Origin of the sequence: Micromonospora sp. BRA006-A, from assembly GCF_033433935.1 — a bacterium.
GTDB lineage: Bacteria > Actinomycetota > Actinomycetes > Mycobacteriales > Micromonosporaceae > Micromonospora > Micromonospora aurantiaca.
In genome coordinates this window covers 1,011,694-1,031,805 of the sequence record NZ_JANCLW010000001.1, presented here as the reverse complement: position 1 = coordinate 1,031,805, position 20,112 = coordinate 1,011,694, and the positions used below count along the sequence as shown (strand labels likewise).

Below are 20,112 nucleotides of genomic sequence, written 5' to 3'. Positions count from 1 at the left end.
GCCGGACAGGTACACACGCCGGGTATAGCGATTGCTATACCACCCGTGGCGCCCGAGCATCCACCTGGTCGCCGGCGACAAGTCCGGCCGGTGGAAGACGTGTATCAGGAGGCCGTTCCCGTCGCCGAGCACCGCTACGAGCTCTACCTCAAGGACCGGGCACGAGAGGAGGGGAAGGCATGAGCGACTACTCCCGGTGGCAGGACATCCGCGCCGACCACGTCGCCCGGGCCGGCGGGGAAGAGGCGGTCGATACGGGTAAGCAGGAACTCCTCGCCGAGGTCGTCGGCCATCGCCTCGCGGAGGTACGGCGAGCGCGCGGCTTGACCCAGCAGCAGGTCGCCGACCGGATGGGCGTCACCAAGGGACGGGTCTCCCAGATCGAGCAGGGAAAGATCTCCGGCCAGGAGGTGGTGGCCCGATTCGCCGCAGCGCTGGGTGGCCGGCTCCACCAGGCGATCTACTTCGACGACGGTGACATCGCCGCCATCGCCTGACAGCGGATCCCGCGAGATCTTGGAGGATTCCGGCCTATGAGGGCCGTTTCGTACCAAGATCTCGCGGGATCACGCGCTCTAGCGTGTTGACGTGGGTTCCGGGGAAGCGCTGGTGCTGGGCGCGGTCGGGGTGGGCGCGGTCGGAGTGGCGCTGCCTGTGGGTGCGGGTGCGGGCGGGGCGATCGACGGCGAGGCCGGTGCGCCGAACGGTGCCAGCTCCGGACAGTACGGGTAGGCGTTGCGGGGTGCGGGCACGGCGCCGGACGAGTCCAGGCAGTTCGGCCAGCCGAGCCGGATCGGCACGCCGTTCTGGTCGAACAGCTGCGCGTCGCGGATCAGCCGCCCCTGCTGGTCGTAGACGAAGACGTCCTCGATCCGGTCGTACCGCCGGTCGACAGACGTCTGCTCGTAGCCGCTGTAGACGTCGGAACTGGCGTTCCGGTCCACATCGACGAGCACCGCGGAGCCGAAGAGCAGCAGCCCGGCCGTACCCAGCCGGTGCAGGCGGCGCGGCCAGCCGGTGAAGCCCGCGGAACGGCGGCCGAGCCACAGTGACGCGACCACCGCGCCGATGAGCAGCAGCAGGCCGGCCGACGCGTTGTCGTCCGGCCGGGGCAGCAGACCGGGCCGGCCACCGTCCACCATCACGCTGATCAGCAACGCGGCCAGCCAGCCACGCACCAGCCACCAGGCCGGGCGCAGCGGACGCAGGAAGTCGCTCACCGTCTCGTGCCCGAGCACCGGGCCGAGCTGACGGTCGAGCAGACGGGTCTGCGTGGCCGCCCGCTCCCGCGCCTCGGCCAGCCGGTGGAAGCGCGCCGGTCGCCGCCCCTCCCCGGCGCCGGCGGCGGCACGCAGCTCGGCCGCGTACGCCTCGGGGGTGCCCAGCCGGTCCACGAGCGCGCCCTCGCCCTCGGCGGCCACCTCGGCGAGGTGTTCCGGAAGGTCCTCGGTCAGCTCGTCGCGGACCGCCGGCGGCAGGTCGGCGAGCGCCGCGCGTACCCGGTCGACGTAGTCCGTGATCTCCTGCCCAGTGACGGTCATGCCGCCATCCCCCGATCGTCGAGCAGTGCGTCCATGGTGGTGGCGAACGAGCGCCAGGTCTTGCCGGAGCGGGTGAGCTGGTCACGCCCGGCGGCGTTGAGCGAGTAGTACTTGCGGTGCGGCCCGGATTCGCTCGGCACCACGTACGTGGTGAGCAGACCGGCCGCGAACAGCCGGCGCAGCGTGCCGTAGACCGAGGCGTCGCCGACCTCGGTCAGACCGGCTTCGCGCAGCCGCCGCAGGATGTCGTAGCCGTATCCGTCCTCGTCCTTGAGCACGGCGAGCACCGCCAGGTCGAGCACGCCCTTGAGGAGCTGCGTGGTATCCACGCTCCGCACACTAGTGCGCATTGCGCACTACCGTCAACGACACAGCACCTACGGGTGGGCGGTCCACCCGATGAAACGGTCGAACAGGTCGGCCGGGTTCGGGTTGGCGGCCATCAGGTCGGCGGTGGCGTCGAACAGGCAGCCCGCCATGTGGATCGACAGGGCGACGCGGTCGCGCCGGTAGTCCAGCAGCAGCAACAGGCGGGCCGGCTGACACGGCCAGGGGGCCGCGCACACCCGGCACAACCACAGGGGCCGCATCGGTACGTGCGGCCGCACCGCACGGCGACTGCGATCGGGTACGGGAGAACAGTTCCTCACGGTCATCCCCCGATCGTGTCGCGCCCTGTTGTCAACGTCAATAGCCTCCGTAGTTGTCGCTGTTCGGCGACGCCGACGCTGCCATCGTCAACGTGTGGAGCTGGTGGGCGTGTCGGAGATCCGGGCGATGCTCGGCAACGTGTCGCGTCAGCGCGCATCCGTGATCGCCAACCAACGCAACTTCCCGGAGCCGATCGCCGTGCTGGCGATGGGCAAGGTCTGGCGGAAGTCCGACGTCGAGAAGTGGATCAGGGAACACCGCCCCGACCTGGCGACGGACTAACCCCGCCCGTCCCGTTGACCAAGGAGTTCGTGTTCTCACCGGCGCCCCGACCAGACACAGCTCCTTGATCACCGCCACGGAAACGCGGACGAGGGCTAGGCGAGACTTGATGGCTCAGAGATAGAGCTTGCGGAGTTCGCGGGCGATGTCCGAGACCTCGGTCAGGGTGCCGCTGGCCACCGACATCACGAGAGCCTCGGCCTGATCGACATCGACGTCCTGGATCGGCACCTCGTTGAGGGCCAGAAACACGCGCGCCGCCGCCCAGGCGAGACGCTTGTTCCCATCGATCAGCGCATGGTTCATGCAGACCGAGTGCAGCAGCGCGGCGGCCTTGGTCCAGAGATCGGGGTAAGCCTCCTGGCCGAACGCCACGGTGGCCGGGCGGACCACCGCCGAAGAGAGCAGACCGAAATCACGGACCTGCGGCGTCTCACCCAACACGATCGAGGCGATCTCCACGAGGTCGTCGACCTCGAGGTAGTTGATCACTCCGCCAACCGCCGCAGCAGCTCAGCGTCACGCTCGGCAACCTCCCGCGCAAGATCCCGCACGCGGGCACGATGATTGCGCGCCGAGACGTACTCCTCGACTGCGACAACGATGGTGGCGTTCATCGACCGGTGCTCCTGCTCGGCAAGCTGCTTGAGCCGCTCGTGCAGTCCGTCAGGAAGATTGACAGTGGTGACCATATGGAAATCATACCGGCCGCACGCAGGGAAACCACCTATCTCGAGGCCGCCGCGAGGCTCCAGGCGATGCCGTCGAGGATGTCGTGCTCGGAGGCGACCACCGACGGCATCCCGGCCCGCTCCATGATCACCCGCAGCACCAGCGCGCCGGCGCCGATCACGTCGGCCCGCCCCGGGTGCATCACCGGGTACGCCAGCCGCTGCTCACTGCTCTTGCCGAGCAGGTCGGCTGTCACCTCGGCCACCTGCTCGTACGAGACGCGGGCGTGATGGATGCGGCTCGGGTCGTACTCCTGGAGCCCTTGCGCCAGGGCGACCACGGTGGTGACCGAACCGGCGAGCCCGACCAGCGTGGCAGCCTCGCGGCCGGGCACGGCGGCGAGCGCGCGGTCGACGGCGGCGGCGATGTCGGCCTCGGCGGCGGCGATCTGCGCCGCTGCCGGCGGATCGTCGTGCAGGTGCCGTTCGGTCATCCGGACGCAGCCGATGTCCACCGAGATCGCGCCGCGCACCCCGTCGGCGCGGGTGCCGACGACGAACTCGGTCGAACCGCCGCCGATGTCGACCACCAGGTACGGCGGTTCGGCGTCGGCGGGCAGGCCGCGCACCGCGCCGGTGAACGACAGCCGTGCCTCCTCGTCGCCGGTCACCACCTCGGGCGGTACGCCGAGCGTGCGCTCGACCATGGTGCGGAAGTCGGCGGCGTTGGAGGCGTCGCGGGAGGCCGAGGTGGCGCACATGCGTACCCGGTCGGCGCCGGACTTCTCGATCTCGGCCGCGTAGCCGGCGAGCGCCACCCGGGTCCGCTCGATCGCCTCCGGGGCGAGCATGCCGGTCTGGTCGACGCCCTGCCCCAGCCGCACGATCTCCATCCGCCGCGAGACGTCCACCAGTGGCGCGGCGTCCCCGGCCGACGCCTCGGGCAGGTCGGCGATCAGCAGTCGGATCGAGTTGGTCCCGCAGTCGATGGCTGCCACACGCGCACTCACGGCGCCCACCCTACGGCAGCCCGTCCAAGCTCAGAGGCGCAGCAGCATGCGGGTGTTGCCCAGGGTGTTGGGCTTGACCCGTTCCAGGTCCAGGAACTCGGCCACACCCTCGTCGTACGAGCGCAGGAGCTGCTCGTACACCGGCTGCGGGACGGGTGCGCCGTCGATCTCGCGGAAGCCGAACGAGCCGAAGAAGCCGGTCTCGAACGTGAGCACGAAGATCCGGGCGACGCCCAACTCCCGCGCCGCGTCGATCAGCCCGGCGACGATCCGGTGCCCGATCCGGTGGCCCCGGCAGGACGGGTCGACCGCCACCGTCCGGATCTCCGCCAGGTCCTCCCACATGACGTGCAGCGCGCCGCAGCCGACCACCGTGCCGTCAGGCGTCACGGCGACGCGGAACTCCTGCACGTCCTCGTACAGCGTCACAGTCGCCTTGCTGAGCAGCCGCCGGTCGTCGGTGTAGGTGTCCACCAGCCGCCGGATGCCGCGCACGTCAGTGGTGCGGGCCCGGCGCACAGTGATCTCGTCGGCGCTCATCTCACTCCGCCGGCGGCACGTCCACGCAGGGGCCGGCCGCCCACCACTTCTCCACGAGCGCCAGCGTCTCGTCGCCGAACGGGTTGACCCCCGGCCCGGCGGCGAGCGCGTGCCCGAGGTGCACGTGCAGGCACTTCACCCGCCCCGGCATGCCGCCGGCCGAGATGCCGGCGATCTCCGGCACCTCACCGATCGCCTCCCGGCGGGTCAGGTAGTCCTCGTGCGCCGCCCGGTACCGCGCCGCCAACTCCGGGTCCTCGGCGAGCCGCTCGGCCATCTCCTTCATCAACCCCGCCGACTCCAGCCGGCTGCACGCCGCCGTGGCACGCGGGCAGGTCAGGTAGAACAGCGTCGGGAACGGCGTGCCGTCGGCCAGCCGCGGCGTCGTCTCCACCACGTCGGGCAGACCACACGGACACCTGTGGGCCACCGCGCGGGTGCCGCGCGGCGGGCGTCCGAGCTGCGCGGCCACCGCGGCCAGGTCGGCCTCGGTGGCCGGCTGGCGTTCCGGCGGGGGTACGGAGTCCGCCGCCGGCTCCTGCGGTGGTACGACGCTCACTGCGCCGCCTTCGTTCGCGACTGCGGGGCTCGCAAACCCGGCTCACTCCTCGCGCTCACAGGAAATGCCTTTCGTGTGGTGCTCACTTGTCCCCACGGTCGGCGTTGGCCGCCTGCACGCTCGACCACAGGGTGTCGTACCAGGGCGCGGGCGGCTTCGGCGCCCCCGGCTTCGCGCCCTTGCCGGCGTCCTTCGCGGCGCCCTCCGGGTCGGAGAGCACCACGAGCAACGTCTCGCCCGGCTTGCCCATGAAGAACCGCTCCCGGGCCTGCGTCTTGACGTACTCCGGATCCTGCCACTTGGCCGCCTCGGCGGTGAGGCGCTCGATCTCGGCCCGCTGGGCGGCCTGCGCGGCTTCCATCCGCTCGATGTCGGCCTGCTGGTCCAGGTAGACGCGGACCGGATAGGTGTACGCCAGGGCGAGCGCGATCAGCACCGCGAAAAGCACTGTGGCGCGCCCGGTGAAGCGCCGGGGTTGGGGTGCGGTGAGCCGCTTGACCGGGCCACCGGCGGCGGTACGCCGGGCCGCGGCGGGGCGGCTCGCGGAGCGTACGCCGTCGGTGGCACGGGACGCGCCGGGTGACCGCCCGGCGGCGCGCGCCTCCGCGCGGACGCCGTTGTCGCGTGCCGTGGACCGGACCCGGGCACCGCCCGTCCGGCCGGGCTGACCCGGCCGACGGGCGGGCCGCTGGCCACCCGGTGTGCGGCGCTGCTGCATCGTCACACCCCTCCCCCGGAGCGCTCGCTCAGGCCGAACGGTAGCGCGGGAACGCGCCGGCACCGGCGTACCGCGCCGCGTCGGCCAGCTCCTCCTCGATCCGCAGGAGCTGGTTGTACTTGGCGACCCGGTCCGAGCGGGCCGGCGCGCCGGTCTTGATCTGCCCGCAGCCGGTGGCGACGGCCAGGTCGGCGATGGTGGTGTCCTCGGTCTCGCCGGAACGGTGGCTCATCATGCACTTGAAGCCGGCCCGGTGGGCCAGGTCGACGGCGTCGAGCGTCTCGGTGAGCGAGCCGATCTGGTTGACCTTCACCAGCACCGCGTTCGCGGCCTGCTCGGCGATGCCCCGGGCGATGCGCTGCGGGTTGGTCACGAACAGGTCGTCGCCGACGATCTGGATGCGGTCGCCGAGCGCGGCGGTGAGGGTGGCCCAGCCGCTCCAGTCGTCCTCGGCCAGCGGGTCCTCGATCGACACGATCGGGTAGTCGCCGGCGAGCTTGGTGTAGTAGTTGCTCATCTCCTCGGCGCTCTTGGCGCTGCCCTCGAACGTGTAGGTGCCGTTGTCGAAGAACTCGGTGGCGGCCACGTCGAGCGCGAAGACGATGTCGGTGCCGAGCCGGTAGCCGGCCTTCTCCACGGCCTCGGCGATCAGGTCCAGCGCGGCGGCGTTGGTGGGCAGGTTCGGGGCGAAGCCGCCCTCGTCGCCCAGACCGGTCGACAGGTCCTTCTTCTTCAGCACCGACTTCAGCGCGTGGTAGACCTCGGCGCCGGAGCGCAGCGCGTCCCGGAACGTCGGCGCACCGATCGGCGCGATCATGAACTCCTGGATGTCGACGTTCGAGTCGGCGTGCGCGCCACCGTTGAGGATGTTCATCATCGGCACCGGGAGCAGGTGCGCGTTCGGACCGCCCAGGTAGCGGAACAGGCTCAGCTCGGCGCTGCCGGCGGCGGCCTTCGCCACGGCCAGGGAGACGCCGAGGATGGCGTTCGCGCCCAGCTCGCCCTTGTTGTCCGAGCCGTCGATGTCGATCATCTTCTGGTCGATCAGCCGCTGCTCGCTGGCCTCGTAGCCGATGAGCTGGTCGACGATGCGGTCCTCGATGTTGGCGACCGCCTTCTCGACACCCTTGCCCAGGTAGCGATCCTTGTCACCGTCGCGCAGCTCGACCGCCTCGAAGGCGCCGGTGGAGGCGCCGGACGGCACCGCGGCGCGGGCGATCGTGCCGTCGTCGAGCCCGACCTCGACCTCGACCGTCGGGTTGCCCCGCGAGTCCAGGATCTCCCGGGCGACGATTCCCTCGATGGTTGCCACTGAGTCGCTCCTCGTTTGTGTGGTTCCGGTCCGTATGGGCCGCGACGGTGCGGCTGAGGCAGGTGTTGAACGCAGCGTATCGGTCCCCGCCCTGCCGCACCCCGCTCGGGGCGGCCCCCGAGGCGCTTGCTGAGACGGACATTCCCGGATTACCGGTCGTCAACCGGCAACCGGTTTGCGAGACGTTGCGTCGATCGACAAGGCTGGGCATCATGCCTGCCGCCTCGACGACTCTCCGCGTGCTCGCCGCCTCGGTCATCGCGTCGCTCTCGGTCACCGGCTGTCAGGCCCTGGACGACGCGAACGTCGCGCTCGGTCGCGCCGACCTGGTCAACGACCTCGCCGCGCGGATGGACCGGGCGCTGGAGCAGACCTGGGCCGCCGACTACCAGATCGACGGCGGCCGGACCGCCTCGATCGCGCAGACCAAGAAGCCGCTGCGCTCCACGTACACCTGGCCCGGCGGCAAGATCACGGTGACCCAGGAGTCGGTGACCCGGTGTGCCAGCACGGCCTCCCGTACCTCCTGCACCGTCTCGCCGCCAGTGCTCACCGCCGGGAAGCCGTCGGTGATCGTCTACGACGAGGCGCGCAAGCAGGGCCTGGTCACGCCGCCCGCGGTGATCCGGCTGCTCACCGACGCGGCGCTGGCGCCGGACGCGGTCATCGAGCAGAGCGACACCACGCTCGCCGGCCGCCACGCCACCTGCGTCGACGTCACCCACGACGGGGAACGCTTCAACGCCTGCGTGACGACCGAGGGTGTGCTGGGCAGCTTCTCCGGCACGCTCGACGGCAAGCCCGCCGAGGTGACGCTGAGCCGCTACACCGAGAGCGTCGAGGCGGCCGCGTTCGCGGTTCCGGCCGGCGCCGGCGTGGTGGACCGCCGCCCGTCCACGTCGTGACCCCGAGGTTCCTGCCTGCTGCCGATCACGGGCGGCCGCCGCGCCCGGACGACCTGGCGCTGCCGGTGTCCGGGCGGAAGCTGCTGACCGGCCCGGACGAGCAGCCGCTGCGGATCGACGCGCTACCCGGCGACCTCGCCTGGATCCCGGTCGGCACGCTCGACGGCGTCCCGGCGTGGGCGGCCGAGGTGACCGATCCGGAGTCGCTTCCCGGCCGGTGGCGCGGCTGGCGCGGCCTCGCCGCCGAGCTGCCCGCACCCCGCGCGGACCTCGCCGGGCGGGCGCTCGCCGTGGTCACCTGGCGGCGTACCCACAGGTGGTGCGGGGCGTGCCGGGCCGAGCTGGCCGACGTGCCGGGCGAGACCGCGCGGCGCTGCCCGGACTGCGGGCTCACCTCGTTCCTGCCCCTGTCCGTCGCGGTACTGACCGCGATCACCCGCCCCGGACCGGCGGGTGGCGTAGACGAACTGCTGCTGGTCCGGCACGCGCAGGGGCCGACGCAGCTGTGGGCGCTCGTCGCCGGGTTCGTCGAGGCGGGCGAGTCGCTGGAGGCGGCGGTGCACCGCGAGGTCGCCGAGGAGGTCGGCCTGACGCTGCGGCGACCGGTGTACGTGGACAGCCAGCCGTGGGCGCTGTCCGGACCGGGCACGCTGCTCGCCGGTTTCACCGCCCAGGTGACCGACCCGGCCGCCGAACCCGTCGTCGACGGCATCGAGCTGACCGAGGCGCGCTGGTTCCCGGTGGATGCGCTGCCCGCCGAGCTGCCGCCCGCGTACTCCCTGTCGCGCTGGCTGATCGACGCGGTCGCCGCCCGGCGGTGACCGCAGGCGGATCGCCGCTCGGCGGTGAGCCTCACACCCCCAGCAGCGTGCGCAGGTGGCGCGGCGGCGGGCAGTCGTGCGCCAGCATGGCGTCGTGCCAGTCGCGCACCGTCACGCCGTCCGGCCGGGCGGCGGCGATGTCGGCCATCTCGCTGTAGCCGACGAAGTACGTGGAGAGCTGCGTCGAGGTGAGCAGCGCCCGCCGCCACTTGCCGGCCGCCTCGCCCTCCTCCTGGAAACCGCGCCCGGTCATCAGCGCCATCGCCTCGGACTCGGGCAGGTCGTCGCAGTGCACGAGCTGGTCCAGCAGCGCGTTGATGGTCATCCGGAGCTGCATCTTGAGCTGCTGCAACCGCACCGGCAGCCCGCCGAAGCCGAGCCCGGCCATCAGCTCCTCCGCGTAGACCGCCCAGCCCTCCACGAACACACCCGACTCGGTGAGCGCGCGTACCCGGGTCGGGCCGTCGTACCGGCGGGCGTGCGCGAGCTGGAGGAAGTGACCGGGCATCGCCTCGTGCACGGTCAGGTTGCGGATCATGTGGTCGTTGTACTCGCGGTAGAACGACTCGACCCGCTGCGCCGGCCAGTCCGACGGGGTGGGCGAGATGCAGTAGAACGTCGGTACGTCGGCCGTCTCCAGCGGGCCCGGCGAGTCGCAGTAGGCCACCGCCACGCCGCGCGCGAACTCCGGCATCTCCTGGATCACGCACGGGTCGCCGACCATGCTGACCAGGTCGTGGTGGCGGACGAAGTCACTCGCCTCGTCGAGCGTGACCGAGGCGAGGTCGACGATCGTGGCGTCGTCCGGGTGCTCGGCGGCGAGCAGGTCCAGCGCCCGGCGTACCGTCTCGTCGTCGGCCGGACCACCGACCAGCTCGACCGACGCCGCGCGGATCTCCTCGGTGACCCGGTCGAGGTTGGCCCAGGCGCGGCGCTGCACCTCGGCGGCGCTCAGCTCGGTGTCGAGCGTGTGCCACAGCCGCGCCTCCCACCGCCGCCGGCCCAGCCGCGGGTCACGCCCCGGGCCGGCGTCCGCGGCCAGGCCCTGCCGCAGCCAGGCCACGAACTCCTCCAGCGCGGCGATCGCGTCGGTGGCCGCCGGACCGACCCGGTCGCGCATCGCCGGCGCCTCGGCCAGCAGGCCGGGCACCTCGTCGCGGATCAGCGCCGCCGTACCGGTGAACTGCCCGACCGCCGTCTCCGCGTGGACCCGCGGCATGTCCCGCAGCGTCGCGCGCGCCGTCGACAGCGCATCGGGTACGGCCGACAGACGCCCGGCGAGACTGGTCAGGCGCTCCTCGGCCGGGGCGAACGGACGGGCCAGCAGGGCGTGCAGCAGCGGCCCCGGATTGTGGCGCAGCGGATCCCACTCGTGGCCGCGGATCTCGGTGGCCTCGAACAGTCCCCGGTCGACGAGGCTGGTGAGCAGCGCATGGTCGACGCTCTCCGCCGGGTCGAGCGCGTCCGGGTCGATCTCGGCGAGCGCGTCGGCCGCGTCCTTGAGCATCGCCTGGTCGGCGGCGAGGGCGTCGGCGGAGAGATCGGGCAGCCGGTCGTCGTAGCGGTGATCCCCGACGGAGGTGGCCAGCCCGGGCCGGCTCTCCAGCAACGCCTCCACGATCCGCTCCGCCAGCGGCACGAACGCTTCCATCCCCCGACCCTACCGACCCTCCCGCCCCTTCCCCTCCTCCCGCGCCCCTCCCCGCGCCCCCACCCCCTTGATCAAGGAGTTTGTGTCCCCCCGCAGCGTCCAATCCGGACACAAGCTCCTTGATCAACGCCGCGAGTCGCCCGGAGGCGCACGTCTCGACCGGACCACCGCCTCCAGGACGGCGGGCCGGTCGGCCGCGTGCACCACACGCCAGGCGGGCTGTGAATGTGGACTGCACTTCTCGTCTGCCGGGAGGTCTGCGACGATCTTGCACTTCACGCCCGGGCAGATGGGGCATTCCCGACACCCACGGGGCCGCAAGTGCAAGATCGCGGGGGCAAGGGCCCGGGGCGGGGAGGGCGTCAGGCGGGGCTGGTGGGGGTGGGGCGTTCGGCGGCTCGGACTGCTTCGGCGTACGCCAAGGTAGCCCGCCGCAGGGCGGCCTCGGGGTCGATGCCGGCCTGACGGGCGGCGGCGACCGTGGCCAGCAGGCTCGCGCCGAGCCGGGCCTCCGGGTCCACCTGCGACTCGGCCAGCGGGGGCGGTACGGCGAGGCCGACCCGCCCCGCCCGGTCCAGGATCTTCGCGGCCAGCGACAGCGCGGGCTGGCTCAGCGCGATGCCGTCCAGCACCGACTCACGGGTCTTCTCGGCCCGCTTGATCCGTTCCCAGTTCGCCTCGATCTCCTCGATCGAACCGGCCGGCTCACCGGAGAACACGTGCGGGTTGCGCCGCACCATCTTGTCGACCAGGGTGCCCGCGACGTCGTCGACGGTCCAGCTCTCGCCCTCCGGCAGGTTCTCGGCCAGCCGGGCGTGCAGCAGCACCTGGAGCAACACGTCGCCCAGTTCCTCGCGGAGCGCGTCGGTGTCGTCGGCGCTGATCGCGTCGTACGCCTCGTAGCACTCCTCCAGCAGGAAACCCGCGAGGCTGCGGTGGGTCTGCGCCCGCTTCCACGGGTCGCCACCCGGGGAGGCCAGCCGGTCCATCACCTCGACCGCGTCGAGCAGCCGGGCACCGGGCGGATCCCACGAGCCGTACATCAGCTCCAGCTCGGCCAGCCCGGGCTCGCGCGCAAGCCGCAGCCCCAGCTCACGGGCCAGCGTCTCGTCGCCGGCCGGGCCGGCCAGCCAGACCGCCCCGCCGTGCGCGGCGGCGGCGTCGAGCAGCGCCTGGGTCGCACCCTCGGTCACCACGCTCACCTCGGCCCCGGCCGTCCGGACCGCGCGGGTCAGCGCGCTCTCCGCACCGGCGAGGACCGGCGCGGAGCGTACGGCGTCCCAGGCGGCCGAGGTCAGCAGGCCGGCGGGCAGCCGGGGTGAGGTGACGAGCAGGACGATGCGCGCGGTCATGCGGCTCCGGGAGCCGGGGAGCCGGAGGCCGGTGCCTCGGGCGTGGAGATGTCGGTGACCGGGCCGTCCTTGTCGACGTACGGCAGGGAGTAGAAGACGAACGACTGGCCGGTGTTGACGAGTGACGGCACGCCGGTCACGCCGAACCGGGGGTTGACGCGGACATCCGACTTGTCGGCCTGCTCCTGCAGCGCGCTGCTGAGCGCGGTGGCGGTGCGGACGAAGCCGGCCTCGCCGAACGCCTGCCGGACCTGGTCGACGCTCAGGCCCGGCTGGATCGCCCCGGTCTTCTCGATGGCGTGGTAGACGGCCATCAGGGACTCGTCGCTGAGGTCGGCCGGGGGCAGGCTCTGCTGAAGCGTGCCGGAGAGGTCGACCCACTCGCCCCACAGCTTCGTGTACTCGGTGGTCGCCGGCATGCGGAGCGCCTGCTGGATCTGCTCCGGGGAGATCTGGTCGGTGACCTGGAGGCCCTTCTCGGCCGCCACACGCTTGCCCAGGTCGATCGCGACCAGCAGGTTCAGCACGTCCTGCCGGGTCACCGAGGACCGCAGCTCCGCCGGCGACGGCGTCTGCGGAGCCTGGCTACGGACGGCGTCCGCGTACTGCCGCTGCGCGTCCTCGTAGATCGCGTCGACCCGGTCGACGGAGTACCGGGTGTCGCCGACGTACGCGGCGACGTCCGGGGCGGAGCGGCCACAGGCGGCGAGGGAGAGCGCGGCGAGGGCCGCGACGCTGACAGCGACGAGGGAACGGCGAGCACGCATGAGGGTCACTCTCTCACGCCGAGTACCAGCCTGTGACTCCGCCCACCTCATCGCGCACCCGCCCCGGACCGGGCGACACCGGCCGGCTCCTCGGGCTTGCTGTGTCATCGTCCGCTCGCCACTGCGGGGCTGGCAACACCGGCCAGCTCCTCGGGCTTGCCGAGCACGTCGGCCAGGAGCTGCCCGCACCACTCCAGCAGCGCCTGATCGCGCAACGGCTCGCCGCCGATCCGCCGGGTGCTCGGCCGGGGCACACTGACCTGGTCGAGCGCCTGCTTGTAGACCGAGTCCGGGTGGTAGCGCTTGAGCCGCATCTGCTTCGAGTCGGGCAGTGGCAGCGGGCCGAACCGGATGTGCTTGCCCTGCATCGACACGTCGGTGAGCCCGTAGCGGCGGGCCAGCAGCCGGAACCGGGCCACCGCGACCAGGTTCTGCACCGGCGCGGGCGGCTCGCCGTACCGGTCGGTCATCTCGGCGACCACCTCGCGCAGACGTTCGGAGTCGCGGGCCTCGGCGAGCTTGCGGTACATCTCCAGGCGCAGCCGCTCCACCGCCACGTAGTCGTGCGGCAGGTGCGCGTCGATCGGCAGGTCGACCTTGACCTCCGTCTCCTCCTCCTGCTGCTCGCCCTTGAAGGCGGACACCGCCTCGCCGACCATCCGTACGTACAGGTCGAAGCCGACGCCCTCGATATGGCCGGACTGCTCGCCGCCGAGCAGGTTGCCGGCGCCGCGGATCTCCAGATCCTTCATCGCCACGTACATGCCCGCGCCGAGTTCGGTGTGCTGCGCGATGGTGGCCAGCCGCTCGTGCGCGTTCTCGGTGAGCGGCTTCTCCGGCGGGTAGAGGAAGTACGCGTACGCCCGCTCCCGGCCCCGGCCGACCCGGCCGCGGATCTGGTGCAGCTGGGCCAGGCCGAGCAGGTCGGCCCGCTCGACGATGAGCGTGTTGGCGTTCGGGATGTCGATGCCTGATTCGACGATCGTGGTGCAGACCAGGACGTCGAACTCCTTCTCCCAGAAGCCGACCATCACCTTCTCCAGCGCCTCCTCGCCCATCTGGCCGTGCGCCACCGCGACCCGCGCCTCCGGGACCAGCTCCCGGAGCTTGCGGGCCGTCTTCTCGATCGACTCGACCCGGTTGTGCAGGTAGAAGACCTGACCGTCGCGCAGCAGCTCACGGTGGATGGACGCGGCCACCTGCCGGTCGTCGTACGCGCCGACGAACGTGAGCACCGGGTGCCGCTCCTCCGGCGGGGTGGCGATGGTGGACATCTCCCGGATGCCGGTGATCGCCATCTCCAGCGTCCGCGGGATCGGGGTGGCCGACATGGCGAGCACGTCGACCGAGGCGCGCAGCGTCTTCAGGTGCTCCTTGTGCTCGACGCCGAACCGCTGCTCCTCGTCGATGATGACCAGCCCCAACTGCTTGAACCGGGTGGACGCCTGGAGCAGCCGGTGGGTGCCGATGACGATGTCGACGGTGCCGGCGGCGACCATCTCCAGCGTCTGCTCGGTCTCCTTCGGCGTCTGGAACCGGGACAGCTGCCGGATCGACACCGGGAACTGGCTCATCCGCTCGGCGAACGTGTTGTAGTGCTGCTGCACCAGCAGCGTGGTCGGCACCAGCACGGCCACCTGCTTGCCGTCCTGCACCGCCTTGAACGCCGCCCGTACCGCGATCTCGGTCTTGCCGTAGCCGACGTCACCGCAGATCAGCCGGTCCATCGGGACGGTCTGTTCCATGTCCCGCTTGACCTCCTCGATGGCGGCCAGCTGGTCCGGCGTCTCCTGCCAGGGGAACGCGTCCTCCAGCTCCCGCTGCCACGGGGTGTCGGGGCCGAAGTTGTGCCCCTTCGACGCCTTGCGCGCGGCGTACAGCTGGATGAGCTGCGCGGCGATCTCACGGACCGCCTTGCGCGCCCGGGCCTTGGACTTCTGCCAGTCCGAGCCGCCCATCTTGTGCAGCGTGGGCTGCTCGCCGCCGACGTAGCGGGAGAGCTGGTCGAGCTGGTCGGTCGGCACGAAGAGGCGGTCGCCGGGCTGGCCGCGCTTGCTCGGCGCGTACTCGATGACCAGGTATTCGCGGCTGGCGCCGTTCACCGTGCGCTGCACCAGCTCGACGTAGCGGCCGATGCCGTGCTGCTCGTGCACGACGAAGTCGCCGGCCTTCAGCTCCAGCGGGTCGATGGTGTTGCGCCGCCGGCTGGGCATCTTGCGCATGTCGCGGGTGGAGGTGCCCCGGCCGCCGGTGACGTCGTTGCCGGTGAGCAGCACGAACTTCGACGCCTCGTCGACGAACCCGGCGGTCAGGCAGCCGCAGGACACGAGCAGCTCGCCCGGTGCGGGCGCGGCGGGCACCTCCTCGGTGAGCCGGGCGCCGAGACCGGCGTCGCGGAGCACCTCGACGGCCCGCTGGGCGGGACCGTGCCCCTCGAAGACGAGCGCGATCGACCAACCCTCGCCGGCCCAGCGCTTCAGATCCTCGACCACCCGGGCGGTCTCGCCGTGGTAGAGCGGCGCCGGCTGGGCGGCCAGGCTCACCGCGATGGCGTCGTCGGGGGTGACGTCGACTTCGGCCGGCTCGTCCTCCCAGGGCTGCCGGGCCGGTGCCGCGCCCGCCTCGACCAGGCCGAACGGCGCGAGCGTCCACCAGGGCTGGCGCAGGGCGCGGGCCGCCGTGCGTACCTCGGCCAGGGTCTTGAAGGCGGCGGCGCCGAGGTCGACCGGGGCCTGGCCGCCGACGGCGGCCGCGGCCCAACTGGCCTGGAGGAACTCCTCCGAGGTACGGACCAGGTCGTGCGCGCGGGTGCGGATGCGCTCGGGGTCGCAGAGGAGTACGTGGGTGCCGGCCGGCATGCAGTCGACGAGCAGTTCCAGCGCGTCCGCACCGATCAGCGCGGGGGCGAGTGACTCCATGCCCTCGACCGGGATGCCCTCGGCGAGCTTGTCCAGGATCTCGGCCAGCTCGGGGTGCTCGGCGGCGAGCGCGGCGGCCCGCTCCCGCACCGCCGGGGTCAGCAGCAGTTCCCGGCACGGCGGCGCCCACATCTGCGCGACGCCCTCGATGGTGCGCTGGTCGGCGACTGCGAAGGTGCGGATCTCCTCCACCTCGTCGCCCCAGAACTCGACCCGGGACGGGTGCTCGTCGGTGGGCGGGAAGACGTCCAGGATGCCGCCGCGGACGGCGAACTCGCCGCGCTTGGTGACCAGGTCGACCCGGGCGTAGGCCATGTCGGTGAGCCGGCGGGCCACCTCCTCCAGGTCGGCCTCGTCCCCGGCGGCGAGCTGCACCGGCTTCAGGTCGCCGAGGCCCTTGAGCTGCGGCTGGAGCAGCGACCGGACCGGCGCGACGACCACCCGCAGCGGCCCGGTGCGGCCGTGCGCGTCGGCGGCGTCCGGGTGGGCCAGGCGGCGCAGCACGGCGAGGCGCCGCCCGACCGTGTCGGATCGGGGCGACAGGCGCTCGTGCGGCAGCGTCTCCCAGGACGGGAAGACCGCCACCTGCTCCGGCGGCAGCAGGCTGCCCAGCGCGGAGGCCAGGTCGTCGGCCTCCCGGGTGGTGGCGGTGACCGCGAGCACGGGGCGGCCCGCGCCGCCGGCCGGCTCGTCGGCGGCGACCGCCGCCACCGCGAACGGGCGCAGCGCGGCCGGGGCGGTCAGGTCGAGCCCGTCGACCTGCGCGGCACCGGAGCGCGCCAGGTCACGCGCCCGGGCCAGCCCCGGGTCGGCCAGGGCGGCGGAGAAGAGTCCGGTGAGCATCAGTGATCACTTCCAGCGGATCGACACACGACGACGACCCCGCGTCCAGCCGGACGGGGGGTGCACCGTCCGAGCCTATCCCCCTCCACCGACGAACCGGGCCCGCCCGATGTTGGATCTTGACCGGCCGTGACCGGGCGTGGTGCGGTGGGCGGATGGTCGAGTATCGGGCGGTCTTCGACGCCGAGGTAATTTTCTCCAACGGTGGCGGTCTGCGCACCGACGGGTTCCGGCTGGACGTGCCGCACCCGGACGTCACCGACGACGAGGTGGGCGCGCTGCTGGTCCGGCACCTGGGGCTGCTCATGGTCGGCGAGGTACGGATCACCAACCGGACCGTCGTCGAGGAGCCGCACAAGGGCGGGCGAGGCCTCGACGTCCCGGCCTCCGGTGGGCGGAGGCTCGTCGAACTGAGTCACGTGGTCACCGACGGCATGGTCACGCTGCCCGGCTGGCCCGGACCGGCGATCACCGACTGGCTGACCCGGGAGGAGTCCCGGAATCGGTACGCGCCGGGTGTCGAGTTCCACGTCGCGCGGATCGACATGATCGCCAACACCGGCACGTACGTGGACACGCCGTCGCACCGCTTCGCGGACGGCCCGGACCTGACCGGGATGCCGCTGGACCGTCTCGCCGACCTGCCCGGCCTGGTGGTACGCGTGCCCGCGGGTACCCGGGCGGTGGACCGGCTGATGCTCGCCCCGTACGACGTGGCCGGGTGCGCGGTGCTGCTGCACACCGGGTGGGACGCGCACTTCGGCACCGACGGGTACGCCGCACCGGACGCGCCCTACCTGACCGGTGACGGCGCGCAGTGGCTGGCCGAGTCGGGCGCGGCGCTGGTCGGCATCGACTCGATCAACATCGACGACATGACGGCGGCGGCAGCGGGTCAGCGCCCGGCGCACACCGGTCTGCTGGCCGCCGGCATCCCGATCGTGGAGCACCTGACCGGCCTGGACGCGCTGCCCCCGACCGGCTTCCGGTTCACCGCCGCCCCGCCGCGGGTCGCCGGGATGGGCACGTTCCCGGTCCGCGCCTTCGCCGTCGTCGACGCCTGACCGAGATGGCGGGGCCCACCGCTTTCCGAAACCCCACCCCACCCCACCCCACCTCGCCGAGGCGCAGTAAGTCTCTCCGCCCACCCGGCCGCTGGCAGCAGCGAGTGGAACGGCATGGGTGTCAAGACGGGCCCGAGACACCCATGACGTTCCACTGACCGGCATTTCGATGCGTGGGTGGAACGTCATGGGTGCCAAACCAGGCCGGAGACACCCACGACGTTCCACCCAGCCGGATGGAGCGGCGGGTGAGTAGCGGCCGACGTCTCGCAGGTGAGTTCGGGCGTGGTCAGTAGCGCACGGCGATCCGTCGCTCCACCGCGTCCACGCGGATCTCGCCGCCGTACGGGATGATCACCTGCGGGTCGGTGTGGCCCAGGTCGACGTCGAAGACCACCACCGGGTCGCCGGCGTAGGGGGCGAGTGCCGACAGGATCGCCTCCCGCTGGTCGGCGGCCCAGGCCAGCCGCTCCGCGACCGAGTGCGGCCGGTCGAAGTCCCACGCCTTGGGGCGGCCGACCACGATCGCCGGGACGGCGGCCAGCAGCCCGCGCTCGCCCATGTTCCGCACGATCCGGAAGACCTCCTGTGCGGGCGGCAGCTCGTTCGACGTCTCCAGCACCAACACCGACCCGGCCAGCTCGGCGGCCGTAGGCACCCGGTCGGTCGCCATCAGCCAGTGCACGATCTCCAGGCAGCCGCCCCATGTCCGGCTCTGCACCACCCGAGCCGGGCCGTGCCAGCGCCAGCCCTCGGACGGGTACATCGGCGGCTCCTCGGCCAGCGTGGCCGGGTCGCGCCAGTCGCACGGCTCGTCGCCCCACTCGGGCGCGGCGGTCAGCTCGTACCAGCCGGTGGTGAACAGCGCGGCGCGCAGCGAGTCGAGCGTGAGCGGGTGCGGCTTCCCGGAGCGCCCGAGGTGCACCAGCACCGAGCCGCCGTGGTAGCCGACGACGCCCAGCCGGTACAGGTGGTTGAGCACGTTCGTGTTGTCCGAGTAGCCGAAGTACGGCTTCGGATTGGCCCGCAGCACCTCGTCGTCCAGGTACGTGGTGACGGTGATCAGGTCGTCCCCGCCGACCGTCGCCAGCACAGCGGTGATCGTCGGGTCGGCGAACGCGGCGGTCAGGTCACGCGCCCGCTCCCGCGGGTCGGCGCCCATGACGCGGGTGGTCGGATACTCCACCGGTTCCAGCCCCAGCTCGTCGCGGAGGCGGCGCAGGCCCAGCTCGTACACGTGGGGGAAGAGACCCGGCAGGCCGGCGGAGGGTGAGACGACCGCGACCCGGTCGCCCGGCTGCGGTTTGGCGGGATAGACAGGCACCGTCATGGCCCGACGCTATCGGCAGGGACCAGCGGTTTTCGCCCGACGAAACCCCATGAGCCGGGCATATGCCCGCAATAGGCTGAGGCCGTGGACGACGAGCCGGAGCTGCGTACCCGGGACTGGCTGCCCCGCACGGCGGCGCTGATCCTCGGCACCCTCGCGCTGGCGAGCGCGTTCATCGCCGCCTACGTCGGCGCGCTGCACAAGCCGGACCCCCGCGACGTGCCGGTCGCCGTGGTCACGAGCGACCAGCAGGCCCAGGCCGTGATGTCCGCCGTCCGCGCCCGCACCGACACGATCAAACCCGTCGGGTACGACAGCCGCGACGCCGCCCAGGACGGACTCACCGACAGATCGGTGTACGCGGTGCTCGGCTCCGCCCCGGGCGGCGGCCTGACGCTCGCCACCGCCAGCGCGGGAGCGCCCGCCGCCACCGAACTCGTCACCGACGTGTTCACCGAGGCGGCCCGGCAGGCCGGGGTGCCACTGGAGGTCACCGACGACGTGCCGGTCTCCGCCGACGACCCGCGCGGCCTGGTCCCGTTCTACCTGGCCGTCGGCGTGGTGCTCGGCGGCTACCTGGCGTCCACGGCGCTCGGCATCTCGCTCGGCACCAGTCCGCGCGACCTGCGCCGGGCCGGGCTGCGGATCGCCACGCTGGCGGTGCACGCGGTCCTGCTCGGCGTCATCGGGGCGATCCTGGTCGGACCGGTGCTCGGCGTGTTCCCCGATCAGGTGGCGACGGTGGCGGTGGTCGGGGCGCTCGCCGCGTTCGCGGCCGGGATGGTCGCCGCCGCCGTTCAGGGCTGGCTCGGGCTGCTCGGCACCGGCATCGTGATCCTGCTGCTCGTGGTGCTCGGCAACCCCGGTTCCGGCGGCATCTACGCCCCCGAGTTCCTGCCGCCGTTCCTGCGCGGCATGCACCGCTGGAACGTGCCGGGCCTCGCCACCGACCTGTTCAAGTCGGCCATCTACTTCGACTGGCGCGGCGGCGGCTGGGCACTGACCGGGCTGCTGGTCTGGGTGGTCGCCGGCCTGGCCGGTCTGCTCACCGCGACCCTGTTCCGGGCGCGCCGCGGACCGGAGGCGGGACGGCACGCCGTCGAGCGGAGCTGACCGGCACACCGTCCCAGAGTGCAGATCATCACGGTGTCCCCCTCCTGTCCCCCGGGCCCACGCG

The 20,112-nt window shown here is 72.4% G+C and carries 21 protein-coding genes; 6 read left to right on the top strand and 15 right to left on the bottom strand.

The features are described from left to right. Nucleotides 1–179 precede the first annotated feature (179 nt). Nucleotides 180–497: a helix-turn-helix transcriptional regulator gene (locus NMK34_RS05155; RefSeq protein WP_318332420.1), complete on the top strand. Its 318-nt coding sequence runs from the start codon at nt 180–182 to the stop codon at nt 495–497. Between the two features lie 78 nt (nt 498–575). Here NMK34_RS05155 and NMK34_RS05150 read toward each other — a convergent pair whose 3' ends face one another. From NMK34_RS05150 to NMK34_RS05140, 3 genes are read right to left on the bottom strand one after another with little or no spacing between them, the layout of a single operon-like run. Then, nucleotides 576–1,541 (bottom strand): HAAS signaling domain-containing protein, encoded by a 966-nt coding sequence (locus NMK34_RS05150; protein WP_318332419.1) that lies wholly within the window; start codon nt 1,539–1,541, stop codon nt 576–578. After that, a complete protein-coding gene (locus NMK34_RS05145; protein WP_030271259.1) occupies nt 1,538–1,870 on the bottom strand; it encodes a PadR family transcriptional regulator in 333 nt (110 codons plus the stop codon). Before NMK34_RS05145 ends, NMK34_RS05150 begins: the two co-directional genes overlap by 4 nt. 48 nt (nt 1,871–1,918) lie before the next feature. After that, nucleotides 1,919–2,107, bottom strand: coding sequence for a hypothetical protein (locus NMK34_RS05140; RefSeq protein ID WP_318332418.1), 189 nt, complete (start codon nt 2,105–2,107; stop codon nt 1,919–1,921). A gap of 178 nt (nt 2,108–2,285) precedes the next feature. Here NMK34_RS05140 and NMK34_RS05135 point away from each other — a divergent pair, with 178 nt between their 5' ends. Beyond that, complete coding sequence (locus NMK34_RS05135) at nt 2,286–2,474, top strand: hypothetical protein (RefSeq protein WP_176921700.1); 189 nt, start codon at nt 2,286–2,288, stop codon at nt 2,472–2,474. Nucleotides 2,475–2,588: 114 nt separating this feature from the next. Here NMK34_RS05135 and NMK34_RS05130 read toward each other — a convergent pair whose 3' ends face one another. The 7 genes from NMK34_RS05130 to eno form a co-directional block, all read right to left on the bottom strand. Beyond that, nucleotides 2,589–2,966, bottom strand: coding sequence for a type II toxin-antitoxin system death-on-curing family toxin (locus NMK34_RS05130; RefSeq protein ID WP_318332417.1), 378 nt, complete (start codon nt 2,964–2,966; stop codon nt 2,589–2,591). Next, on the bottom strand, nt 2,963–3,166 hold the full coding sequence (locus NMK34_RS05125) for a ribbon-helix-helix domain-containing protein (RefSeq protein ID WP_013731632.1): 204 nt from the start codon (nt 3,164–3,166) through the stop codon (nt 2,963–2,965). Before NMK34_RS05125 ends, NMK34_RS05130 begins: the two co-directional genes overlap by 4 nt. Nucleotides 3,167–3,201: 35 nt before the next feature. Then, nucleotides 3,202–4,143: a Ppx/GppA phosphatase family protein gene (locus tag NMK34_RS05120; protein ID WP_318336275.1), complete on the bottom strand. Its 942-nt coding sequence runs from the start codon at nt 4,141–4,143 to the stop codon at nt 3,202–3,204. A 42-nt stretch (nt 4,144–4,185) separates the two neighbouring features. Continuing rightward, the gene (locus NMK34_RS05115; protein ID WP_318332416.1) at nt 4,186–4,695 is read right to left on the bottom strand and encodes an amino-acid N-acetyltransferase; all 510 of its coding nucleotides are present in this window, start codon (nt 4,693–4,695) and stop codon (nt 4,186–4,188) included. A 1-nt stretch (nt 4,696) separates the two neighbouring features. Then, on the bottom strand, nt 4,697–5,254 hold the full coding sequence (locus NMK34_RS05110; RefSeq protein ID WP_135243360.1) for a DUF501 domain-containing protein: 558 nt from the start codon (nt 5,252–5,254) through the stop codon (nt 4,697–4,699). Between the two features lie 82 nt (nt 5,255–5,336). Further along, nucleotides 5,337–5,972, bottom strand: coding sequence for a septum formation initiator family protein (locus NMK34_RS05105; protein WP_318332415.1), 636 nt, complete (start codon nt 5,970–5,972; stop codon nt 5,337–5,339). A 28-nt stretch (nt 5,973–6,000) separates the two neighbouring features. Next, on the bottom strand, nt 6,001–7,284 hold the full coding sequence (eno, locus tag NMK34_RS05100) for a phosphopyruvate hydratase (RefSeq protein ID WP_013284093.1): 1,284 nt from the start codon (nt 7,282–7,284) through the stop codon (nt 6,001–6,003). Between the two features lie 212 nt (nt 7,285–7,496). On the opposite strand from eno, the gene NMK34_RS05095 reads away from it, so the two are divergent. Further along, nucleotides 7,497–8,189 carry a hypothetical protein gene (locus tag NMK34_RS05095; protein WP_318332414.1) on the top strand — a complete coding sequence of 231 codons (693 nt, stop codon included), beginning with the start codon at nt 7,497–7,499 and terminating at the stop codon, nt 8,187–8,189. Next, nucleotides 8,186–9,010, top strand: a complete 825-nt coding sequence (locus NMK34_RS05090) for an NAD(+) diphosphatase (RefSeq protein ID WP_318332413.1) — start codon at nt 8,186–8,188, stop codon at nt 9,008–9,010. Before NMK34_RS05095 ends, NMK34_RS05090 begins: the two co-directional genes overlap by 4 nt. A 31-nt stretch (nt 9,011–9,041) precedes the next feature. Here NMK34_RS05090 and NMK34_RS05085 read toward each other — a convergent pair whose 3' ends face one another. From NMK34_RS05085 to mfd, 4 genes are all read right to left on the bottom strand, one after another. Continuing rightward, on the bottom strand, nt 9,042–10,661 hold the full coding sequence (locus NMK34_RS05085; protein WP_318332412.1) for a DUF885 domain-containing protein: 1,620 nt from the start codon (nt 10,659–10,661) through the stop codon (nt 9,042–9,044). A gap of 362 nt (nt 10,662–11,023) precedes the next feature. Further along, nucleotides 11,024–12,013 (bottom strand): nucleoside triphosphate pyrophosphohydrolase, encoded by a 990-nt coding sequence (locus NMK34_RS05080; protein WP_318332411.1) that lies wholly within the window; start codon nt 12,011–12,013, stop codon nt 11,024–11,026. Further along, on the bottom strand, nt 12,010–12,780 hold the full coding sequence (locus tag NMK34_RS05075; protein WP_318332410.1) for a SurA N-terminal domain-containing protein: 771 nt from the start codon (nt 12,778–12,780) through the stop codon (nt 12,010–12,012). Before NMK34_RS05075 ends, NMK34_RS05080 begins: the two co-directional genes overlap by 4 nt. Nucleotides 12,781–12,884: 104 nt before the next feature. After that, the gene (gene mfd, locus NMK34_RS05070) at nt 12,885–16,541 is read right to left on the bottom strand and encodes a transcription-repair coupling factor (protein WP_318332409.1); all 3,657 of its coding nucleotides are present in this window, start codon (nt 16,539–16,541) and stop codon (nt 12,885–12,887) included. A gap of 155 nt (nt 16,542–16,696) precedes the next feature. On the opposite strand from mfd, the gene NMK34_RS05065 reads away from it, so the two are divergent. Beyond that, on the top strand, nt 16,697–17,605 hold the full coding sequence (locus NMK34_RS05065; protein WP_318332408.1) for a cyclase family protein: 909 nt from the start codon (nt 16,697–16,699) through the stop codon (nt 17,603–17,605). A gap of 289 nt (nt 17,606–17,894) precedes the next feature. On the opposite strand, the gene NMK34_RS05060 is transcribed toward NMK34_RS05065, so the two are convergent. Further along, a complete protein-coding gene (locus NMK34_RS05060; RefSeq protein ID WP_318332407.1) occupies nt 17,895–18,935 on the bottom strand; it encodes an LD-carboxypeptidase in 1,041 nt (346 codons plus the stop codon). Between the two features lie 84 nt (nt 18,936–19,019). On the opposite strand from NMK34_RS05060, the gene NMK34_RS05055 reads away from it, so the two are divergent. Next, on the top strand, nt 19,020–20,048 hold the full coding sequence (locus tag NMK34_RS05055) for a hypothetical protein (protein ID WP_318332406.1): 1,029 nt from the start codon (nt 19,020–19,022) through the stop codon (nt 20,046–20,048). The last annotated feature ends 64 nt before the right edge of the window (nt 20,049–20,112 follow it).

What these genes read in the sequence shown, in the direction of transcription:
- NMK34_RS05155 (WP_318332420.1), top strand. Translation starts at nt 180, where the DNA reads ATGAGCGACTACTCCCGGTGGCAGGACATCCGCGCCGACCACGTCGCC.
- NMK34_RS05150 (WP_318332419.1), bottom strand. Translation starts at nt 1,541, where the DNA reads ATGACCGTCACTGGGCAGGAGATCACGGACTACGTCGACCGGGTACGC.
- NMK34_RS05125 (WP_013731632.1), bottom strand. Translation starts at nt 3,166, where the DNA reads ATGGTCACCACTGTCAATCTTCCTGACGGACTGCACGAGCGGCTCAAG.
- NMK34_RS05115 (WP_318332416.1), bottom strand. Translation starts at nt 4,695, where the DNA reads ATGAGCGCCGACGAGATCACTGTGCGCCGGGCCCGCACCACTGACGTG.
- NMK34_RS05105 (WP_318332415.1), bottom strand. Translation starts at nt 5,972, where the DNA reads ATGCAGCAGCGCCGCACACCGGGTGGCCAGCGGCCCGCCCGTCGGCCG.
- NMK34_RS05095 (WP_318332414.1), top strand. Translation starts at nt 7,497, where the DNA reads ATGCCTGCCGCCTCGACGACTCTCCGCGTGCTCGCCGCCTCGGTCATC.
- NMK34_RS05085 (WP_318332412.1), bottom strand. Translation starts at nt 10,661, where the DNA reads ATGGAAGCGTTCGTGCCGCTGGCGGAGCGGATCGTGGAGGCGTTGCTG.
- NMK34_RS05080 (WP_318332411.1), bottom strand. Translation starts at nt 12,013, where the DNA reads ATGACCGCGCGCATCGTCCTGCTCGTCACCTCACCCCGGCTGCCCGCC.
- NMK34_RS05075 (WP_318332410.1), bottom strand. Translation starts at nt 12,780, where the DNA reads ATGCGTGCTCGCCGTTCCCTCGTCGCTGTCAGCGTCGCGGCCCTCGCC.
- mfd (WP_318332409.1), bottom strand. Translation starts at nt 16,541, where the DNA reads ATGCTCACCGGACTCTTCTCCGCCGCCCTGGCCGACCCGGGGCTGGCC.
- NMK34_RS05065 (WP_318332408.1), top strand. Translation starts at nt 16,697, where the DNA reads ATGGTCGAGTATCGGGCGGTCTTCGACGCCGAGGTAATTTTCTCCAAC.
- NMK34_RS05060 (WP_318332407.1), bottom strand. Translation starts at nt 18,935, where the DNA reads ATGACGGTGCCTGTCTATCCCGCCAAACCGCAGCCGGGCGACCGGGTC.